We start from the raw sequence: 15,619 nt of genomic DNA, 5'->3' as shown, positions 1-15,619 counted from the left end.
GCTTTTGGGCTTGCGCTCATGCCGCCAGCTGGTGCAGGCGGGAAAGCTCCGGGGGCTGCGGCCCCCGGTCCCCCATTAGGGGTGGAAAAGGAGTCGCGCACCGACGCTCGAGTTCGAGGGCGACGAGGCGTGGCCCGCGTTGAAGTAGAAAAGGCCGGCACCGCCGCCGTTGCCCCAGCCGCCACCGACGAGGAGGACACGCCAGCCAGAGTAGCAGTAGGCGTAGTCCGGAATGTAGGTCGTCTCGCTGCCGCCGACCGCCGTGGGATAGAACGCCCAGGGCATGGCCGACGATACGCCGATGGCCGTGATGTACCCATCGCTCTGTATCTTGGAGCCGATGTTCGTATAGTTGGCCGCGGTGTCATCTGCATAGCTCGCAGGGTTCAGGCAGACATATACCGTTCCGTCGGAGAAGTTGATCCCGTCGATAAACTCGAAGACATTGCCGTAGGGATTCTCGATGTGCCGGTACTGGACGGCGGTCTTTCCGTTCGTCCCAGCTGCGCGTCCGGTGTGGTAGGTCATACTGTCCGTGCCGCCGGAAGAAATGGCAGAGCTGTTGCCGTCGACATAGCCGCGCCCGATTTTGCTCTGGCTGTCCCAGTCGGAAAACTCCACCAAATAGAGCAGCCAGACCGCGCACCAAGACGCGAAGTCATACTCGCTCCACTTACTACCCTTTCCTCTGGCACCGGAACGAGCCGATGCGCGGGTCAGGTTGACCAGCGGCGCAGCGCCGGTCTTGGAATAATGGCCGGAGATCGTGTTGTAGCGGCCGACATACTTGCCGGAGCCGGGGTGCTTGGTGAAGCCGCTCTTGGCCTTATCCGCGATGTAGAAGTACCGTTTCTTGTTGGCGGCATCGTCGATAATACGGAAGTAATACTCGGGGATAAAGACAACGGTATCGTAGCTGCTTCGAGAGAAGCCGCTCTGCCCCTTCTTGTGGCTTACGGCATTGTTGATGATGTTGTACTCGTCCATGCCGCTCCACGGGAGATAGTTGTCGAAGGGAGAGCTGCCGGCGCCGGTACCGACCGCAGGCGCGGGATTCGTGGTGATGTCGACATTGACCAGTCCGTTCGGATCGGTGGCCTTCTTCAGCCGCGTCAGAGCCGTCGACTGCGCATTGTAATTCCAGCAAACGCCGAAGACCTTGACATAGGACAGCTCCAGCGTATAGCCGGTGTAGGAGCTGCAAGCTACGCTGCCGGTGGCCGTCTCGCCGTTCTTGGTGGCGGTGACGCTCCACGTGCCGGTGTTCGGCAGGTAGAACTTTGCCGTTCCGCTGCTGGTGGCCGTGAGTGTGGTGGAGCCGTTGACCGCCTTGACCGTAGAGCCGCTGTCGATGGTGACGGTGAGGGTGCAGAACTTCACCGTTGCGGTGTAACTGCCGCCGGAGGTCGACACCGCCGCAGACGCCGTGGACGAGGATACCCCGCTCTTGGTGGCCGTCACGGAATAGGTGCCGGCATAGTTGACGGTCAGCGCACACTTGCCGTTGCTGCCGCAGGTGCCGGTATACTGCTTCGTGCCAAGCGTGGCGGTCACGACTGCGCCGGATTCCGCCGTTACGGTCAGCGTAGCCGCGAAGTAACTCAGCGTCACCGCGTACTGCTTGACCTGATCCACGACCACAGTCTCGGTGGCGGTGGTCTGCCCGTTCAGCGTGGCATACAGCGACCATGTACCGTAGCCAGGGAGATCAAAAACGCATTTACCGCCGGCGCTGGTGCCAGTCAGCGTAGTCTCGCCGTTCGTACAGGTGATAGCCGATCCGGTGGCAACAGAGACCTCCAGCTGTGGAGCCACGCCGCCGCCCTTGGGCTTTTCCCATGTGTATACGCCGGTCTGATCGTTGGCTGCCGTGCAGTAGAAGGTCTGCATGGTGTCTGTGTTCAGATACGACTGGCCGACCGAGCCCTTCGTGCTGGAGGTCGGATCGGTCTTGCCGGTGAGTGGCTTACTTCCGTCCAGCCCCTTGGAGAGCGTGTCGAGGTCGCCGGAAACGCCATCAAGGAAGGTGTCGAGCGATTCACCGTTATAGGTCAGATCGGCCGCGTCGCTGGCGCCGGACAGCTTCCACTGATACTTGCCGCTGCTGTCCTTGCCGCTGCAGACGTATTCCTTGCCCGTAGCGCTGTCATAGTAGTGCTGCCCTGCGGTACCCTCGGTCGTGGCTGTCGGCGCTCCTGAGCCTGTTGCAAGTGGATAACCGTAGTCCTTTCCGGCGACTGCCGCAGAGATATTCCCGTTCCCGTCGCCCAGCAGCAGACCCTTGACCATGATCTTGTCCTGCTTGGTCTTTACCGCCTCAGTGATGGCAGCGGACATATCGCTCTGTGTGACGCAGGCGCTGGTGTCGACCGTCACCGTCCATGTGCCGGTATTCGAGCAGGAGATCAGCGCGTAAAAGGTGTAGACGAAATCCGGCGATTCTGTCTTGCTGGGAATGGGAACGCCCTGCTCCAGCTGGAACAAGGCGATCATGGCGGACGCTCCTCCGTCCACGCTGGCAGATACGCGGAACTGATTCAGCGTATAGGCCGTATTCGGCGCAGCGATGCGGAGCTTCAGGCGAATGCCGGAAGATACCCTCTCGCCGCCCAGCAGGCTCGCGGTCTGCTTTTCATTGACGAGGGCGGTCTGTGCCATCATTGCCGCCGCCGCGACGGTGCCCTGCCCCGCAGCCGCGCTGTCGAAGTTCAGGGTCTTTTCATTCACCCACTCATTGAGCAGGCTGTTGCCGGCGTTGGTGATGACGCCGTTCCATGTTGCCATAGTAAAACACCTCCGTGTCAGTATCGAATGGCGGCCGCGCTGTCGACCAGCTCGCAGCCGATGCAGGCCGCGCCGAAATACCCTGTTGCCAGTCCTCCGGCGTCGTAGTATTCTACCTCGTCCAGCACCGAGCGCAGATTCTTGTAAAAGGCAACGCGGTCGATCACGCGCTGATGTCTGACGGGGTCGACATCCTCATAGGTGGCGTCGATCAGCAGCTTGAAGTGGTACGGTTTGCCGCCGTATTCCCACCATTCGCTGACCTGCGTATCGGGGTAGATGGCGGAGATCGCCAGCACGACCGCCGCCTTGGTGCCGAGCCTGCGGTGAACATTCCATGAGTCTTTCAGCGTCCGGCGCTTTTCCTCCAGGGTGTAGTTGGCGTCCCACCAGTCAACCTTGAAGTCGTTCGCCAGAATGTCCAGCAGCTCGTTCGGGAGCCGGTCGATCTGTGAGTAGATCGACACGCGCTCGATCTCGCCTACGCGGGCAGCCAGCACCTCGGCAACGGCAGAGGCAAGCGCCGCCATATTGTCGTCATTGGCAAGGACTGCCGGCAAGGAGGCCAGCAGGTTTTCCTTCGTGATGCCGTGCGCCTTATTCATCCTCGTAGCCCCCATTCGTGGCCGTGATGGTCCCGACCGACGCAACCTGCGGCGTCGTGTCGTCGGATCCATCCCGCAGCGTGGTAAAGACCGGGCTGGTCAGCGCCACGCGCTTGATGCCGGTCTGCATGAGCTTTCCGATCAGCACGGAGGGGTTGATGTCGCGCCCCAGCTTCCCGCACTGCCACGCGACGAACTCGGCCACGGCCTTGTCGACCGCAGCCTTGATCTCTGTGGAGCTGAGGGAACTGTCCTTCGGCACATAGTAGGTGAAGGTGATATTGTAGCTCACCTTCTGCGGGTCCTTGACAGAGACCTTGTCCGTCAGCGGCCGCACCGTGTCATCGTTGCAGGCGGCGAGGACAGCATTCTTGATCTCCGTGGTAGCGATGGTGCCGTCGTCCATGAGGACATAGAGGTCCACCGCTCCGTCGCTGGGGCTGTTCGCCACCACGTCGGCGATCTTGGTGCTGACCTGCTTGGCAAAGTAGATATACCCACCCTTGGCTCCGGCGCAGCTGTAAGCGTCCTGACTGGCGCGCATCAGCTCATAGAACTCGTCGTCAGTGGCCTGGTCTGCGCCGTCATCGCTGGCGGTGAGGTTTTCGCAGCGCTCACAGTAGTCGAACAGGTCAACGAAGGTGTTGATCTGTCCCACTGCGTAGCCGTTGCCGACCGCACCAACAGTCTGGCAGCGGATCTGCACATCGGCATAGGTTTCACCGATGGATACATAGGCATCTGCAACCGTCTCCCATATCAGCGTACCGCTGGCGTCGGTGACGCGCGTACCGGAAGGAATGAGGATCGCCGTGGTCTGTGCCTCGGAGATATGGAAGCGCTCGGTACAGACCGCAGCCTGCGCCGCCGGGCGCTGCGTGACATAGAACAGCTCGGCCAGCGCGTCCAGGTTTTCCCCTTCCGCGCGGCTTGGGATATTCTGATTGCCTGTGTAATTGTTCAGCCCGCGCTCCTGGATCACCACGGCGGCCACGAATTGGATAAACAGCTTTTCGGGGCTGGCGGGCTTCACGCTGACGCCGGTGATTTTTTCGTAAATGGAGATCAGCAGCGATTCCACCGCTTCGGTGTCGGTAGAAACGAACTGATATCCCGTATTCCTCTCACTCATTGATGATGTTCACCTCCACGGTAGGGATCAGCCTGCCCGGGGCGTTTCTGTCGGCCGCAAAGGTCACATTCACCACCTCGGCGCGGGGCTCATATTCTTCCACTGCCTCTTTGACCTCGGAATACATCATAGGCATAGCTACCGGCAGAGGCTTATCCACGAACTTCTGAGGAAGACCGAAGCCGCGATACAACGGACAGGTCCCCTGCCGCGTGGAAAGGATAATGGCGATATTCTGCAAGACAGAGCGGACGGTGTCAGTCTCGTTGAGCTGCACCGCGCCGATGTCAGATGCGGTCACCTTGTAGCTCATGGCAGCTTTACCCCCTCAGATACTCTTGCAGGCTGACGGACACGGTGGCGCTGGTGACGTTGCCGCGTCCGTCATAGGTTTTCATCTTCATCTTGTGATCAAGCACGGACCAGCGATATTTCCCGTAGCCCTTGTTGCCGATCACCAGCGGGACGGCGATGCCGCCGCGCTCATAGTTCCACAGCTTCACGACCTCGGCGATAGGATCAACGCCGAGGTAAGCGGAGAGAACGATGTCGAAGGTCATCTTGTCGGGGTCAAGGCCGGTGAACTCCGTAAGGGCGTGTGTGCCGTGCCGCTGATGGGTCGCGTACCGGGCAGACCCAGACCAGGTGACATTATTGATCGTTTCGATCGTGCGGTCAGACACCGTAAAAACGATGTCGCCCAGACAGCCGACCATTCCCATGCTCAAAAACCTCCTAACACAAAACCGTCCCCGTTGAATACCGGAAGGTATAGGCAGAGGACGCGGTCATTCACCTTCGGCATCCAGTAGGTCAGATGCGAGCCGGGCAGGTGGTCGTGGTCGGGGAATTCGCTGGCTGTGCCGCCGCCGGTGAAGGTGTCCGTGATCTCATGCGTGTGCTTTGCGTCCGGCTTTATGTAGAAATTCGCTCCGTAGTGCTGGAGCACATAGAGCCAGTCCGAAATGATGCCTGTGTCCTTAAACTTGACACGAGCCCTGCGCTTTGCGCTGTCGACGGCCGTTACCGTGCCGGTCTGAACGAGCCTCGAAAGGATATTCTGCAGTTCGTCCATCAATATCCCTCCAATGTCTTGCGCAGCTTGACCTGCGTGGTATAGCCGGACGAGCCGACCGAGTGCGCAGCCTGCTCCACAATGTATTTCCCGTCCCACGCACCCCAGCCGGTGAGCTTGGCTGTGACGCCGGCCACGATATCCGGATTGCCGGGCAGCGTAAAGGTCGCGGTCTTTGCGTACTTGTTGTGCAGCCGGAGATATTTTTCGGCCTTGGTCTTGGCCTCGGCCACGCTTGCCACCTTCGCGGTGATCTCCAGCTGCTGGTTGTTCTTGGCCTTGTCGTTGTAGTCCTCTACCTTGACGGTGGCCTCAATGCACTTTCCTGTGCCGGGGTCCGTGTAGCTGACGCGGCAGGAAGCGTACTGCGTTCCGGCCGTTCCCGCGTTCAGCTTGTGCTTGGTGTAGCTGCCGCTGCCGCGGACGATGGTCAGCACGGGGGATTTCTTCTCGTAATCCTCCTGGTCGAAAAGTACGATCAGGTTATTGGTGGCTTTCAAAGAGATGCCCGCCTCGTGGCACAGCTGGGAGAGAAAGGAGATGTCGCTCTGCCTGCACTGCTCTACGCGGGAATAGGACGGGTCTTTTGTCGTGAGGAACATACAGGCCATTCCGTTGGCAGCGGCCATCTCGTTTGCGATGCCGGAAAGCGTGTAGGCCTCCCATGCCTTGGATTTCTCCGTCTGGCGGATCTGCACGCTGTACGGAAGAGCTGTCGCCTTGATGGTGATGGTGTTCGGCGGGCCGGAGGCATCAACGCTGTCCAGCTCAAACTGTCCGCAGTCCAGCACCTTATCCCTGCCGCCGCCCGTCCAGTTCTCCCGGACGAACACAGCGCTGATCTTGAAGCCGGCACCGGAAGCAGGGGCAGGAGCGGCGGCAGAAGCATCGCCGCCCCCGCCGCCGGATTCCTTGATGTACGATGCGCTGACATAGGCGGTTTTGCCGTTATAGCTGACCTTCGCCCAGCCGTTTTCGATGCCCTCGACCTGCAGCTCCGCGCCGCAGACCAGAGCACCGTATTTACCGTAGCTGGTGCTGGGGCCAGAGCGGACATTCAAGCCGCTTTTGGCGGTGACCTTGTAGGACTTTGCCGCGCCATCGGTCTTGGCCTTGGAGGACGCGGACAAGCTCCCTGCGGAGGCTGCTGCGTCGATGGCATCGGCCAGCCACTTTTTGAGCCATATATCATCGCGGTCCTGAAGCTTCAGCTGCAGATCGTCGGTGCCGTCCGCCTCCTTGTCGGTGTAGGTGGCCGACAGAAAATAGGGGCGCATACTGCCGGTGATGTCCGCGCCCTGGAAAAATATCTGCGCCGTGACGCGGCGCGCCTGATTCGGGCTGCTCATCCGACCACCTGCTTCCACGGGGGCAGGGCATCGCCGACGTCCTCAGCAGGGTCGGGCAGCTTCAGCACGATCCCAGCCGGAAAGGTGTAGTACCCGAGATACTGCGGATTGAGATTCATCAGCCGGTCGGTGTACGCTTCGCTCCCCAGTTGGGAGAAGGCGATGCTGTCCCACATATCACCTTGAATGGTGGTATAAGTATTGCTCATGTGAAACTCACCCTCCTCCGGTCATACTCGGCTTCTTCAATCACTTCAAGGACGCGCTCGGCGAACTCGTCTCCATACTCGCGCAGAGCTTCCACCGTCTCGGACGATGCGCTGCCGTTGATCTGGAACACGATCTGCAGCTCCACCGATCCTGCGCCGGAGCCTGCGCCCGGCTCTGCCGAAAGCGCGCCGTCGCCATGGATGGCATGCAGCGCCTCCAGCAGCTGCGGGGCGAAGGTGATGGCCTGGATCTCCATGCTCTCGCGCATGGCGGCGGTCTCCTCGGCGGTCATGACCTGCTCGCCGCCGTTGAAGTAGACCAGCTCCGGGCCGTTTTCGCCGACGAGGGCAAAGCCGGGTGCGGCGGACTGCGTACCAACTGCGTAGCCGGGAATGCTGCCGGCTGTTCCGGTGCCGGATGCGGACAGTGCGGCTCTGGCTGCAGCGGCGACGCGGTTGTAGGCGGCGGTCACCTGGGGCAGCATACCGACAGCTCCGTCGATAAATCCCTGAATGGTGGCCTGCGCGCTTGCCTTGGCCTCGTCGCCAAGGTCCATTGCTTCGATGTCCTCAGCAAGCGCCGTCTGCAGCTCGTCCATTGTGGCCGTGAAGTCGGTCTTGAGGTCGGCTACGCTCCCTGCTGCGTTCTGCTGCTCCTGCTGCAGCGTCTTCCAGTTGGCTACCATTGTGGCCAGCTGCTCGTCGGTGGCGCCTGCCATGCCGGCGATCGCGTTCACGCTGTCGGAGCTGCCGTCAGCAAAGGAGGCGATCATGTCGCTCAGCCCCTCGATGTCGGCGCTGCGGTCAGTCAGGGATTGCAGGTTGGCGTTGTAGTCCTGCCAGTAGGTGATCTGGCTCTCCAGCGCGGAATTGATGCTGCCTGCGCTGGTTGCAACGACCTTTGCGGCCTCGTCCCAAAGCTGATACTGTCCGGATATGCTTTCGTATGCCGCACTGTACGCCTCGTTGTAGGACTCCACAAGGGTATTGATCTTTTCCTGCACGCCGGAGATGGCGGCCTGGAACTCGCTGGCCTGTGCAGCAGCCTCCTCGGACGCGCCAGTGCCTTCGTTCATGGAGGCGGTCAGATTCTTGACCGCCTCTTCCGCGAGGGCGATCTCCGCCTCAGCCTCGGAAACGGCGTCTGCGTCCTCTTCCATCGCCTTGTTGTAATTCTTGATGGACTTCTCAGCCGCCCATATTTCGTTGTTGGTGTCGTAGATGGAGTTTTGCAGGTCGTAGTATTCCTGCGAGAGAAAAGCGGTCGCATCGGTGTAATAGCCGTACTGGTCGTAATAGGCATCCGCCTGCTTCTGCGCGTCTGCCCATAGCGCATCCATCTGCGCGTAGGTATCAGACAGCTTCTGCTGGGCGGCCTCCAAGCTGTACTGCGCCTTGGTGAGCCCGATGCTGTTTTCTTCTGCCTCGATCAGCACGGCGGAATACTGGGAGTACAGCTCGGTGAGCTGATCCTGATAGGCCTGCTGCATGGCATTCTGCTTCCACGCCTCGGTGTTGGCGCGGAGTGCTTCGGTGCCGCCGTTGATGGTGTCGGTTTCGAGGTCGATATAATCGGCCAGCTCCGGCACCACCTGGCAGAGCAGAGCCAGGGTGTTGTGGTACTGCCTGTGCTGCTCGTCGGTATTGAGCCCCGCCGCCTCCATCTCCTCCAGCTTGCCGATGTAGGTGTCTGCGACGCCTGCAGCGGCCATGGTGGAGGTAACGGTATCGTCATAGGTGGCCTTGGCCTCGTCCATCGCCTCCCGCATTCCGCGGGCGGCTTCGGTCAGCTCCTTCACACTGGGTACGGCGTCATTCGCCGCAGCGGTGGCCAGAGCAACGATGCCCGCCGTGATTGCGGCCACGGCAGCGGTAACGCCCATGATGACATTGACGCCGGGGATCGCCGCTGTGAGAATGGCACTGGCGGCTGCGGCGATCTTTGCAGCGACCGCATAGGCAGCCAGCGCGGCGACGACCGCGCCGATCACGCCTGCAAAGGCGGTGATGGCGTTGACGAGTGCCGGATTTTTCTGAATGAACGCCGTAATGCTGTTGAGGACCTTCGTGCCGACGCCGTAAGCCTCGCTGAGCGCGGGAGTATAGGCGTCGCCGATGGCTACCTTGAGGTTGTTGTAGGCGTTCTGCATCATGGTCAACCGGCTCTGCGCGGTGGCGTAGCGCTTGTTGGCCTCGTTGGTGAGGGCGGTATTCTGCTGCCAGGCGGTATTTGCAGTGTTCACCGCGCCGGTCATCTGGTCTGCGGCAAGACCCAGGGCTTTGAGCATATTGCTCTGCCGGATGCCGGTCAGACCCAGGTCTTCCAGTACGAGGACGGTGCTCTCGCCCTGCTCGTCCAGCTTGCCGAGCCCGCCGATGAAGGAAGTCAGGGCGCTCATGGCGTCGTTCTTCCACGCAGAAGAAAATTCTTCGGAGGACATACCCGCGATACGGGCGAACTCCGCGAGGTCGTCCCCGCCCTTTGCAACAGCCTTTTCGATGGCGTTGAGCGTCTGGGTCATGGCAGTACCGCCCGCCTCGGCTTCGATGCCGACAGAGGACATCGCCGCCGCCAGAGCCATGATCTCCGGCTCGGTCAGTCCGGCCAGCTTGCCCGCCGACGCCAGGCGCGTACCCATCGCCACGATCTCGGATTCCGTCGTGGCGAAGTTGTTGCCAAGGTCAACGATGACAGAGCCGAGCCGTCCGTAATTGTCCGTTGCCATGCCGGTAATGTTGGCGAAGCGCGCAAGGGCGGTTGCTGCCTCGTCAGCTGTCATGTTGGTGGCAGTGCCGAGCATGGTCATGATCTCGGTGAAGTCCAGCAGGGCGTCCTTTTGGATGCCGAGCTGTCCCGCGGCTTCGGCTACCGCCGCGATCTCCTCTGTGGTGGCGGGGATCTCCGTGGACAGCGCCTTGATGGAATCCGACATTGCCGCCAGTTCCTCGTCTGTGAGGTCTGTGGTCTTGGCGACGCCGGTAATGGCGCTCTCAAAATCCATCGACGCCTGCGCGCAGCTGGCGAAGTATTCGTAGATCTCTTTCAGGGCGACGGCGATGCCTGCGGCCACGATGGCCTCGTGTACCTGATTAAAGGCCTGCCCCGCCTTGTCGCCGAAGGTCATAGCTTTATCGGCGGCCTCGCCCTGCTTCTTTTTCAGCGTGTCGATCTTACCGGCAAGCTGCTCGGAGCTGTGGGAGAGGTCGTCGGTGTTGACGCCCGCCTCTTCCAAGGCCCCGCTCAGCTCGTTCAGCTTTGCCGTCTGCTTCTCCAGCGAGGCGGAGGTCTTGTCGATCTGAAGCTGCTTTGCCAGCAGCTTGTTCTTCATGTCGGCGGACTCGTTGCCGGTCTCCTCCATCTCCCGCTGGATATTGTCATACTGCTGCCGCAGCATTTCCAGCCGCTTCCGCGTCGTTTCCACGGCTGCCTGCTGCTTTTGGAATGCGGAAATATCCGCCTGTGTCTTGGAGAGGGCCTGGATTTCCTTCTGCATGGACACAATTTCCTGCTGAGCGGCCTTGAAGGTCTTGCTGTAACTGCCTCCAAGCTGCGCGTTCAGCTGGAATAGCATCTCATACTCTTTGCGGCCTGCCATAGACGGCCCTCCTTTCAGATTTATTTATTCTTGCGTCGCTCCCGCGCCTCCTTCACAAGCTGGTTGCTGACTTTGATCCACTTGCACAGGGACGGCAGGGGCAGCGACAGCCAGTAGGAAACGGGGGTCTGATTGTTTTTCGCCATCGTAAGACATTGCCTGCGGAGCCAGACGCCGCCATCGCCGGTTACAGCTCCGATGCCAGCAAAAAAGAGCGGGCCTTGCCTCTGACGCGGTTGAACTCGAAGATAGGCAGGGCGCGCAGGGCGTCGTCGCCGATACGGCGGGGATGGCCGCTGGCGTCAATGATGGTGTTGGTGCAGGCTCGCGCCGCCATGCGCACCAGGAATTGGCCGGAGAAGGTAGGCGAGATGGTGGGCTTGCCGATGGCCTGAAGCTCGTCCTCAATGGCAAGAGCGTCATCGCCGGTCAGCCCCTCAAAGTCGAAGTTCAGCTCGTCAAAGGTCTGCCCCTCATAGGTGAAGGGCCTTTTCAGCTTGAGGGTGTAGTTGCCTACGCTCTCCTTGGCCTGCGCCTCGGCGGCGGCGTACTCGTCGTGATCGACGGTGGAGAAAGCGTCGGCGGGAACAACGGTCTTGTTGATATCAGCCATGGTGATAACTCCTTTCAAATCTCAAAAAGATGCCCGGAGCGGATGTCCCGCCCCGGGCTTTTGTCAGGTCTCTTACATGCCGAGCGCCTTGCGGACGTCGGCCAGGTAGTCGGTGCCGTTGACATAGCAGATGAAGTTGAGCTGGTCGACCTCACGCACCTTCTTACCGTCAATGTAGGTCGCCCAGTAGCGGACGGCGTACTCGCCGGAGCCGTTGGAGGGCGCGGCGGGGGCAACGGAGCCGCCCTTGTCACTCTTGGGAATGACCACAAGAATGTGCTTGACGGCGCGGACGACCACCTTGCCTGCCACGACATCTTCGTCCTGCTGCGCAACGCGCAGGTCGATGGTGTGACGGCGAGGCTCGGAGAGCTTCACGCTCTGATCGGTGACGGTGCGGAAGTTAAGGCCCAGCGTCATCGCGTCGAAGTGGCCGAGAATGACCGCCTCCACATTGCCTGCGATGCCGGCGCCAGAGATGGACTGCGTCAGCGCGGTCAGGTCAGGCAGGGTCGCCTGTGCCATACCGACATATTCAACAGAGTCCTCGTAGACCTTGAAGTTGATAATGCTCTGATCCATGATTCAAACCTCCTTTTAGCCCTGCAGGGCGCTGGTGACATAGCTGGCGTCATACTCCAGCACGAAGTCGATCTCCTGAGCAGGAGAGGGCGGCGTCATGTAGACATGGAGCTTGATGATGCCGGCCATGAGGTTGGTCAGCGGGTTTTCGTTCTCCAGCATCTCCACACGAGCGCCCAGAAGATAGCCCATACCCACCAGACCGTTGAGCCAGATGTTGGCGGAATCGAGAACGGTGTCGATCAGACGGCGGGTCATAGGCTTGTCCAGCTTGCTCCAGAAGGTCTTGACGAGGGAGTTGCCGACCCAGCCGAACATACGGCTGACCGGGATAAAGTAATCCTTGACATCGGTGTTGGAGGGATAGCAGGCGGTGTAGTTGCCCCACGCCACCCAGCCGCTCATGAAGTTCAGCGCAGTATCCACGCCGATGCCGTTGAGGTAGTTGGCCTGCGCGAGCGTCAGGTTGACCTCGGTGCCGTCCTCCAGGCAGAGGCCGTCGCACTGCAGCCCCTTATTGGAAGGAGACTCGTAGGGGCAGCCGCCGTTGCCGGTGTCGATCTGCGCCATCAGCCCCGCCATCTGGGTAGACAGGTGGAACTTGTAATCGCCCAGCTTCGCCATCGGCCAGAAGGCGATCTCGTCCTCGTCGGCGATGTTGGCGGCATTCTTCTTGGTGAGAACATCGGAATAGGCGCGCGCGCCGGAAGCGCCGCAGTCGATGTCGATCAGCGCCTTGGCACGGAACAGGCCGTTGATGTTGCCTGCCTTGGCGGTCATCGCAGCGGCCACGGTAGACTGCTGAGAATAGCCGGGAGCGCACAGCAGATCGGGGACGATGCCCAGCAGGGTCAGGCACAGCTCCACATTCTCCATCGCGGAGGCGATGTCAGATGCGGTGACGGTGGATGCCTTGACCTTGTTGTAGGCGATGTTTACCTGCTCGGCATCATAGGCGCTGCCGGTAGACAGCAGCTCCACCACCAGATGCTCGCCGCTGTAATAGGCGTTATAGTCGGTGCCGGACACATAGGCAGAGCCGGTACCGCCGGCAGGCTTGATGACCAGCGCGGAATCGTTGATGGCCGCGATGGGAAGCTTCACCTTGTGCTCCGTCACCGCAACATCAGTCGCGGCAGACGCCTCCTTTGCGGTGGCGATATCCAGAACATTGCAGAAAATGACAGGCTGGCAGGCGAACAGCTTGAAGTGCGAATACATGAATTCGCAGAGCGTGTAGGTTGCCCAGTCGTCGGAGTAGCCCAGCTTTTCCACCGCCTCAGACCAGCTGGTGCAGAGAACAGGGGTGCCGGGGGCAGCAGGCTTATCCGCCGCCTGAACAGGAGCCAGACCGACCACGAAGGGGACGCCGGACTCCGCCACGACAGGGGTGCTGACGCTGGTAGCCTGCTGAGAGACATATACGCCGTGGTTCATTGAAATTTCCTCCTTACTTCATGCCCTTGGCCAGCTTGTGATAATTCACATACAGCAGGTTCCCAGGCGTTTTGACTTTGATGCGGTCGGCGGGGAGCGTTTCGTCGCTCACCACCAGCGACGCGATCAGCGGGTGCTGCTCGATCACCGGGGCAAGGGAGTCAAGGACTTCCTTCCGGCCGCCGCGATAGATGGTGCCGCGCTGGATCACGCCCATCATGGTCGGACCGAGATAGACGCAGAAGCCGCCGGTGTCGGCGACCTTCTTCGGCGCGGCAGGCTTTTTCTTTGCCGTCTTTGGTGCGGCGGTCTGAGCCGCCGTGTCGATGATTTTTTCGCTCATAGGTTAACCTCTCTTTCCACAGGGGGAAGCATCCATGTGGAGATCATTTCCCCCACGAAATAGGGGGCGGTGTCATCGGGATAGACCAGCGTTTCAAGCCCCGCCTCCAGGTCAAGGGTAAACTGCCCCCCGATCACGACCTGCCTGAGCATCGCAATGCGCAGCCGTTCCATGAGATTCAGCAGCATCAGCCCGCCCTCCTGCTCGTCATCGTTATAGACACAGCAGATAGACCGGACCTTGGCGCTGGAGGTCACACGCTGTCCTTGCGGCTGTTGATCCATGCCGGTAATGACCTGGTGCAGCACATAGGGAGCCTTCTTGGTGGCAGAAGTGCCGTCCGGCAGGCGCGTCAGGTAGACCTTTGCAGGGCGGAAGCTCTGCTCCGTGTCGCCCTTCTGCAAACGGGTCGGCATGATCAGGTCGGCGGTGACCTCCTCGGTAAAGGCCCGCAGGCGTTCCAGCAGAATGATTCTTGTCATAAATCAGCCTCCCCATCCGTTCAGCACACGCAGGATCTCATGCTCAACGCGCTTTTCGTAGGTGTCGCGGATCGTTTCGTCCATCTTCTCGATGACTTCTTCGTTCCGCATCATGTGTCCGGTAGACGGACCAAACTTCTGCTCCACAGGAAAGCGCGGCGAGCCGACACGCTCGAAAACGGCAGTCGGGCCAAAAATGCGGGCCACGAATGCGTGTTGAAGCGTCGCAGCTCCGCCGTTGCGCTTTACCTGTGTCTGCACGGTGCCGTCCCGGCTGTATGTGGTGTTGAAGGTCAGCAGCGGGAGCACGGTGCCGGAGAAGCTGATGCTCATACCCATCACGCCTCCCGCACCGCCTGTGATGTGGGTCTTGGAGTGAACTCTCCGCATGAATTCACCCTTGTTGATGGTGTACTCGGCGGCGGCGAACTGTCCGGCGCGGGTCTTGGCTGTATCTCCGGCGCGCCTCAACGCGGAGAACGCCGCTTTGTAAACGCCGCCGGGGATATTGTGCAGCAGCTTGTTCACGCGCTCCAGGCTGTCGCCGCCGACCTCGTTGACGCGGATAAAGCTCATTCGTCCACCGCCTCCAATTCCACGCGCAGCATACCCATCTCACAGACCGAGGACGCGACATAGAACTCTCGGAAGAAGCCTCCGCCGCCCTCCTGGTCGTTGATCCTGATACGCTGCCCCCGCTCCGGCTGCACCCCGCCGAGATCGGACAGGGCGCAGTGGAGAACGGAGGAAACGATGTAAAGCCCCTGGGCATGGTCGCTCATCAGCTGGCGGCGGTCCTTCTCCTTCAGGCCGGAGAGGACGATGGGAATATCCTCGTAGGTCGCCCCGTCGTACTTGACGGTGCGCTTTTCCGCGAACTCGTCGCAGTTGAGGAACACGCCGAAGTTGTCGCGGGCGACCATATCCTTGAAGCCGCTCATACCACAGGCGCCTCCGGCGTCAGCACAGGGGGCGCTTCGCCGTCGTCCACGCCGTCGTCGTCCTCGGCGATCGCGTCCTCCAGCGGAACATCCGTAATGGCGGCGATCAGCTGCGCCTTGGTCTTGAGCTTAGCGGTGTCGATACCCATCTCCTTGGCCAGCTCCGCGAGCTTGGCGTTGGTCAGCGTTTTGAGCTGCTCGGGGTCAAGATGGGCGCTTTCCGCGTCCTCTGCGCCCTCGTCGCCGTTAGATGGGTCAGCGCCAGCCCCGCCGCCGTCCTCGCCCGCAGGGGGCGTTGCAACGGCGGGAGCGGGCATTTCCTCAGCGGGGCGGGCGACACACAGGGCAAAAAGGCGCTGTGCCTCCTCTTCGGAGACCTCACAGATACCGCCGCGGTCGATGGGAATGGGGTGCTTTGAGCCCTCCGGCCTGTAGCCGTATGTGCCGCAGATGATCTCGATTTTCATCATA

Annotated in this window: 18 protein-coding genes; all 18 read right to left on the bottom strand. The window is 60.8% G+C overall.

Annotated elements, in window-relative coordinates; translation table 11 throughout:
* Nucleotides 1-75: 75 nt before the first annotated feature.
* From OCV66_RS08015 to OCV66_RS07930, 18 genes are read right to left on the bottom strand one after another with little or no spacing between them, the layout of a single operon-like run.
* Nucleotides 76-2,784: a hypothetical protein gene (locus tag OCV66_RS08015; protein ID WP_147574110.1), complete on the bottom strand. Its 2,709-nt coding sequence runs from the start codon at nucleotides 2,782-2,784 to the stop codon at nucleotides 76-78.
* Nucleotides 2,785-2,801: 17 nt separating this feature from the next.
* A complete protein-coding gene (locus tag OCV66_RS08010) occupies nucleotides 2,802-3,389 on the bottom strand; it encodes a phage tail protein I (protein WP_158578302.1) in 588 nt (195 codons plus the stop codon).
* The gene (locus OCV66_RS08005) at nucleotides 3,382-4,521 is read right to left on the bottom strand and encodes a baseplate J/gp47 family protein (protein ID WP_147574109.1); all 1,140 of its coding nucleotides are present in this window, start codon (nucleotides 4,519-4,521) and stop codon (nucleotides 3,382-3,384) included. Before OCV66_RS08005 ends, OCV66_RS08010 begins: the two co-directional genes overlap by 8 nt.
* Complete coding sequence (locus OCV66_RS08000; protein ID WP_118358568.1) at nucleotides 4,514-4,834, bottom strand: GPW/gp25 family protein; 321 nt, start codon at nucleotides 4,832-4,834, stop codon at nucleotides 4,514-4,516. Before OCV66_RS08000 ends, OCV66_RS08005 begins: the two co-directional genes overlap by 8 nt.
* Nucleotides 4,835-4,841: 7 nt before the next feature.
* Nucleotides 4,842-5,243 (bottom strand): phage tail protein, encoded by a 402-nt coding sequence (locus OCV66_RS07995; protein WP_118358570.1) that lies wholly within the window; start codon nucleotides 5,241-5,243, stop codon nucleotides 4,842-4,844.
* Between the two features lie 2 nt (nucleotides 5,244-5,245).
* On the bottom strand, nucleotides 5,246-5,596 hold the full coding sequence (locus tag OCV66_RS07990) for a hypothetical protein (RefSeq protein ID WP_186963005.1): 351 nt from the start codon (nucleotides 5,594-5,596) through the stop codon (nucleotides 5,246-5,248).
* Entirely contained in the window at nucleotides 5,596-6,945 is a 1,350-nt protein-coding gene (locus tag OCV66_RS07985; protein ID WP_147574108.1) for an SH3 domain-containing protein, read from the bottom strand. Before OCV66_RS07985 ends, OCV66_RS07990 begins: the two co-directional genes overlap by 1 nt.
* Complete coding sequence (locus OCV66_RS07980; RefSeq protein ID WP_147574107.1) at nucleotides 6,942-7,154, bottom strand: tail protein X; 213 nt, start codon at nucleotides 7,152-7,154, stop codon at nucleotides 6,942-6,944. The genes OCV66_RS07985 and OCV66_RS07980 overlap by 4 nt, the downstream gene beginning before the upstream one ends.
* Complete coding sequence (locus tag OCV66_RS07975; RefSeq protein ID WP_147574106.1) at nucleotides 7,151-10,750, bottom strand: phage tail tape measure protein; 3,600 nt, start codon at nucleotides 10,748-10,750, stop codon at nucleotides 7,151-7,153. The genes OCV66_RS07980 and OCV66_RS07975 overlap by 4 nt, the downstream gene beginning before the upstream one ends.
* A 20-nt stretch (nucleotides 10,751-10,770) precedes the next feature.
* Nucleotides 10,771-10,896: a hypothetical protein gene (locus OCV66_RS07970; RefSeq protein WP_262564185.1), complete on the bottom strand. Its 126-nt coding sequence runs from the start codon at nucleotides 10,894-10,896 to the stop codon at nucleotides 10,771-10,773.
* A gap of 41 nt (nucleotides 10,897-10,937) precedes the next feature.
* On the bottom strand, nucleotides 10,938-11,381 hold the full coding sequence (locus OCV66_RS07965; protein ID WP_147574105.1) for a hypothetical protein: 444 nt from the start codon (nucleotides 11,379-11,381) through the stop codon (nucleotides 10,938-10,940).
* Nucleotides 11,382-11,435: 54 nt separating this feature from the next.
* Entirely contained in the window at nucleotides 11,436-11,945 is a 510-nt protein-coding gene (locus OCV66_RS07960) for a phage major tail tube protein (RefSeq protein WP_118358580.1), read from the bottom strand.
* Nucleotides 11,946-11,960: 15 nt separating this feature from the next.
* Nucleotides 11,961-13,382, bottom strand: coding sequence for a phage tail sheath family protein (locus tag OCV66_RS07955; protein WP_147574104.1), 1,422 nt, complete (start codon nucleotides 13,380-13,382; stop codon nucleotides 11,961-11,963).
* Between the two features lie 13 nt (nucleotides 13,383-13,395).
* Nucleotides 13,396-13,725 (bottom strand): hypothetical protein, encoded by a 330-nt coding sequence (locus OCV66_RS07950; protein WP_118729370.1) that lies wholly within the window; start codon nucleotides 13,723-13,725, stop codon nucleotides 13,396-13,398.
* Nucleotides 13,722-14,207: a hypothetical protein gene (locus tag OCV66_RS07945; RefSeq protein WP_118729369.1), complete on the bottom strand. Its 486-nt coding sequence runs from the start codon at nucleotides 14,205-14,207 to the stop codon at nucleotides 13,722-13,724. The genes OCV66_RS07950 and OCV66_RS07945 overlap by 4 nt, the downstream gene beginning before the upstream one ends.
* Before the next feature lie 3 nt (nucleotides 14,208-14,210).
* The gene (locus OCV66_RS07940; protein ID WP_118358588.1) at nucleotides 14,211-14,783 is read right to left on the bottom strand and encodes a hypothetical protein; all 573 of its coding nucleotides are present in this window, start codon (nucleotides 14,781-14,783) and stop codon (nucleotides 14,211-14,213) included.
* Complete coding sequence (locus OCV66_RS07935; RefSeq protein WP_118358590.1) at nucleotides 14,780-15,148, bottom strand: hypothetical protein; 369 nt, start codon at nucleotides 15,146-15,148, stop codon at nucleotides 14,780-14,782. The genes OCV66_RS07940 and OCV66_RS07935 overlap by 4 nt, the downstream gene beginning before the upstream one ends.
* Nucleotides 15,145-15,618 (bottom strand): hypothetical protein, encoded by a 474-nt coding sequence (locus tag OCV66_RS07930; RefSeq protein WP_147574103.1) that lies wholly within the window; start codon nucleotides 15,616-15,618, stop codon nucleotides 15,145-15,147. The genes OCV66_RS07935 and OCV66_RS07930 overlap by 4 nt, the downstream gene beginning before the upstream one ends.
* Nucleotide 15,619 lies beyond the last annotated feature (1 nt).

Source organism: Agathobaculum ammoniilyticum, from assembly GCF_025567315.1.
GTDB classification, from domain to species: domain Bacteria; phylum Bacillota; class Clostridia; order Oscillospirales; family Butyricicoccaceae; genus Agathobaculum; species Agathobaculum ammoniilyticum.
The sequence above is the reverse complement of the archived record's forward strand: the minus strand, read 5'-3'. Positions and strand labels throughout refer to the sequence as shown.

Bases quoted from the DNA above. Each gene is read 5' to 3' on its own strand.
- OCV66_RS07950 (WP_118729370.1), bottom strand. From the start codon at position 13,725: ATGAGCGAAAAAATCATCGACACGGCGGCTCAGACCGCCGCACCAAAG.
- OCV66_RS07980 (WP_147574107.1), bottom strand. From the start codon at position 7,154: ATGAGCAATACTTATACCACCATTCAAGGTGATATGTGGGACAGCATC.
- OCV66_RS08010 (WP_158578302.1), bottom strand. From the start codon at position 3,389: ATGAATAAGGCGCACGGCATCACGAAGGAAAACCTGCTGGCCTCCTTG.
- OCV66_RS08000 (WP_118358568.1), bottom strand. From the start codon at position 4,834: ATGAGCTACAAGGTGACCGCATCTGACATCGGCGCGGTGCAGCTCAAC.
- OCV66_RS07985 (WP_147574108.1), bottom strand. From the start codon at position 6,945: ATGAGCAGCCCGAATCAGGCGCGCCGCGTCACGGCGCAGATATTTTTC.
- OCV66_RS07990 (WP_186963005.1), bottom strand. From the start codon at position 5,596: ATGGACGAACTGCAGAATATCCTTTCGAGGCTCGTTCAGACCGGCACG.
- OCV66_RS07940 (WP_118358588.1), bottom strand. From the start codon at position 14,783: ATGAGCTTTATCCGCGTCAACGAGGTCGGCGGCGACAGCCTGGAGCGC.
- OCV66_RS07975 (WP_147574106.1), bottom strand. From the start codon at position 10,750: ATGGCAGGCCGCAAAGAGTATGAGATGCTATTCCAGCTGAACGCGCAG.
- OCV66_RS07970 (WP_262564185.1), bottom strand. From the start codon at position 10,896: ATGGCGAAAAACAATCAGACCCCCGTTTCCTACTGGCTGTCGCTGCCC.
- OCV66_RS07930 (WP_147574103.1), bottom strand. From the start codon at position 15,618: ATGATGAAAATCGAGATCATCTGCGGCACATACGGCTACAGGCCGGAG.
- OCV66_RS07955 (WP_147574104.1), bottom strand. From the start codon at position 13,382: ATGAACCACGGCGTATATGTCTCTCAGCAGGCTACCAGCGTCAGCACC.
- OCV66_RS08015 (WP_147574110.1), bottom strand. From the start codon at position 2,784: ATGGCAACATGGAACGGCGTCATCACCAACGCCGGCAACAGCCTGCTC.
- OCV66_RS07945 (WP_118729369.1), bottom strand. From the start codon at position 14,207: ATGACAAGAATCATTCTGCTGGAACGCCTGCGGGCCTTTACCGAGGAG.
- OCV66_RS08005 (WP_147574109.1), bottom strand. From the start codon at position 4,521: ATGAGTGAGAGGAATACGGGATATCAGTTCGTTTCTACCGACACCGAA.
- OCV66_RS07960 (WP_118358580.1), bottom strand. From the start codon at position 11,945: ATGGATCAGAGCATTATCAACTTCAAGGTCTACGAGGACTCTGTTGAA.
- OCV66_RS07935 (WP_118358590.1), bottom strand. From the start codon at position 15,148: ATGAGCGGCTTCAAGGATATGGTCGCCCGCGACAACTTCGGCGTGTTC.
- OCV66_RS07995 (WP_118358570.1), bottom strand. From the start codon at position 5,243: ATGGGAATGGTCGGCTGTCTGGGCGACATCGTTTTTACGGTGTCTGAC.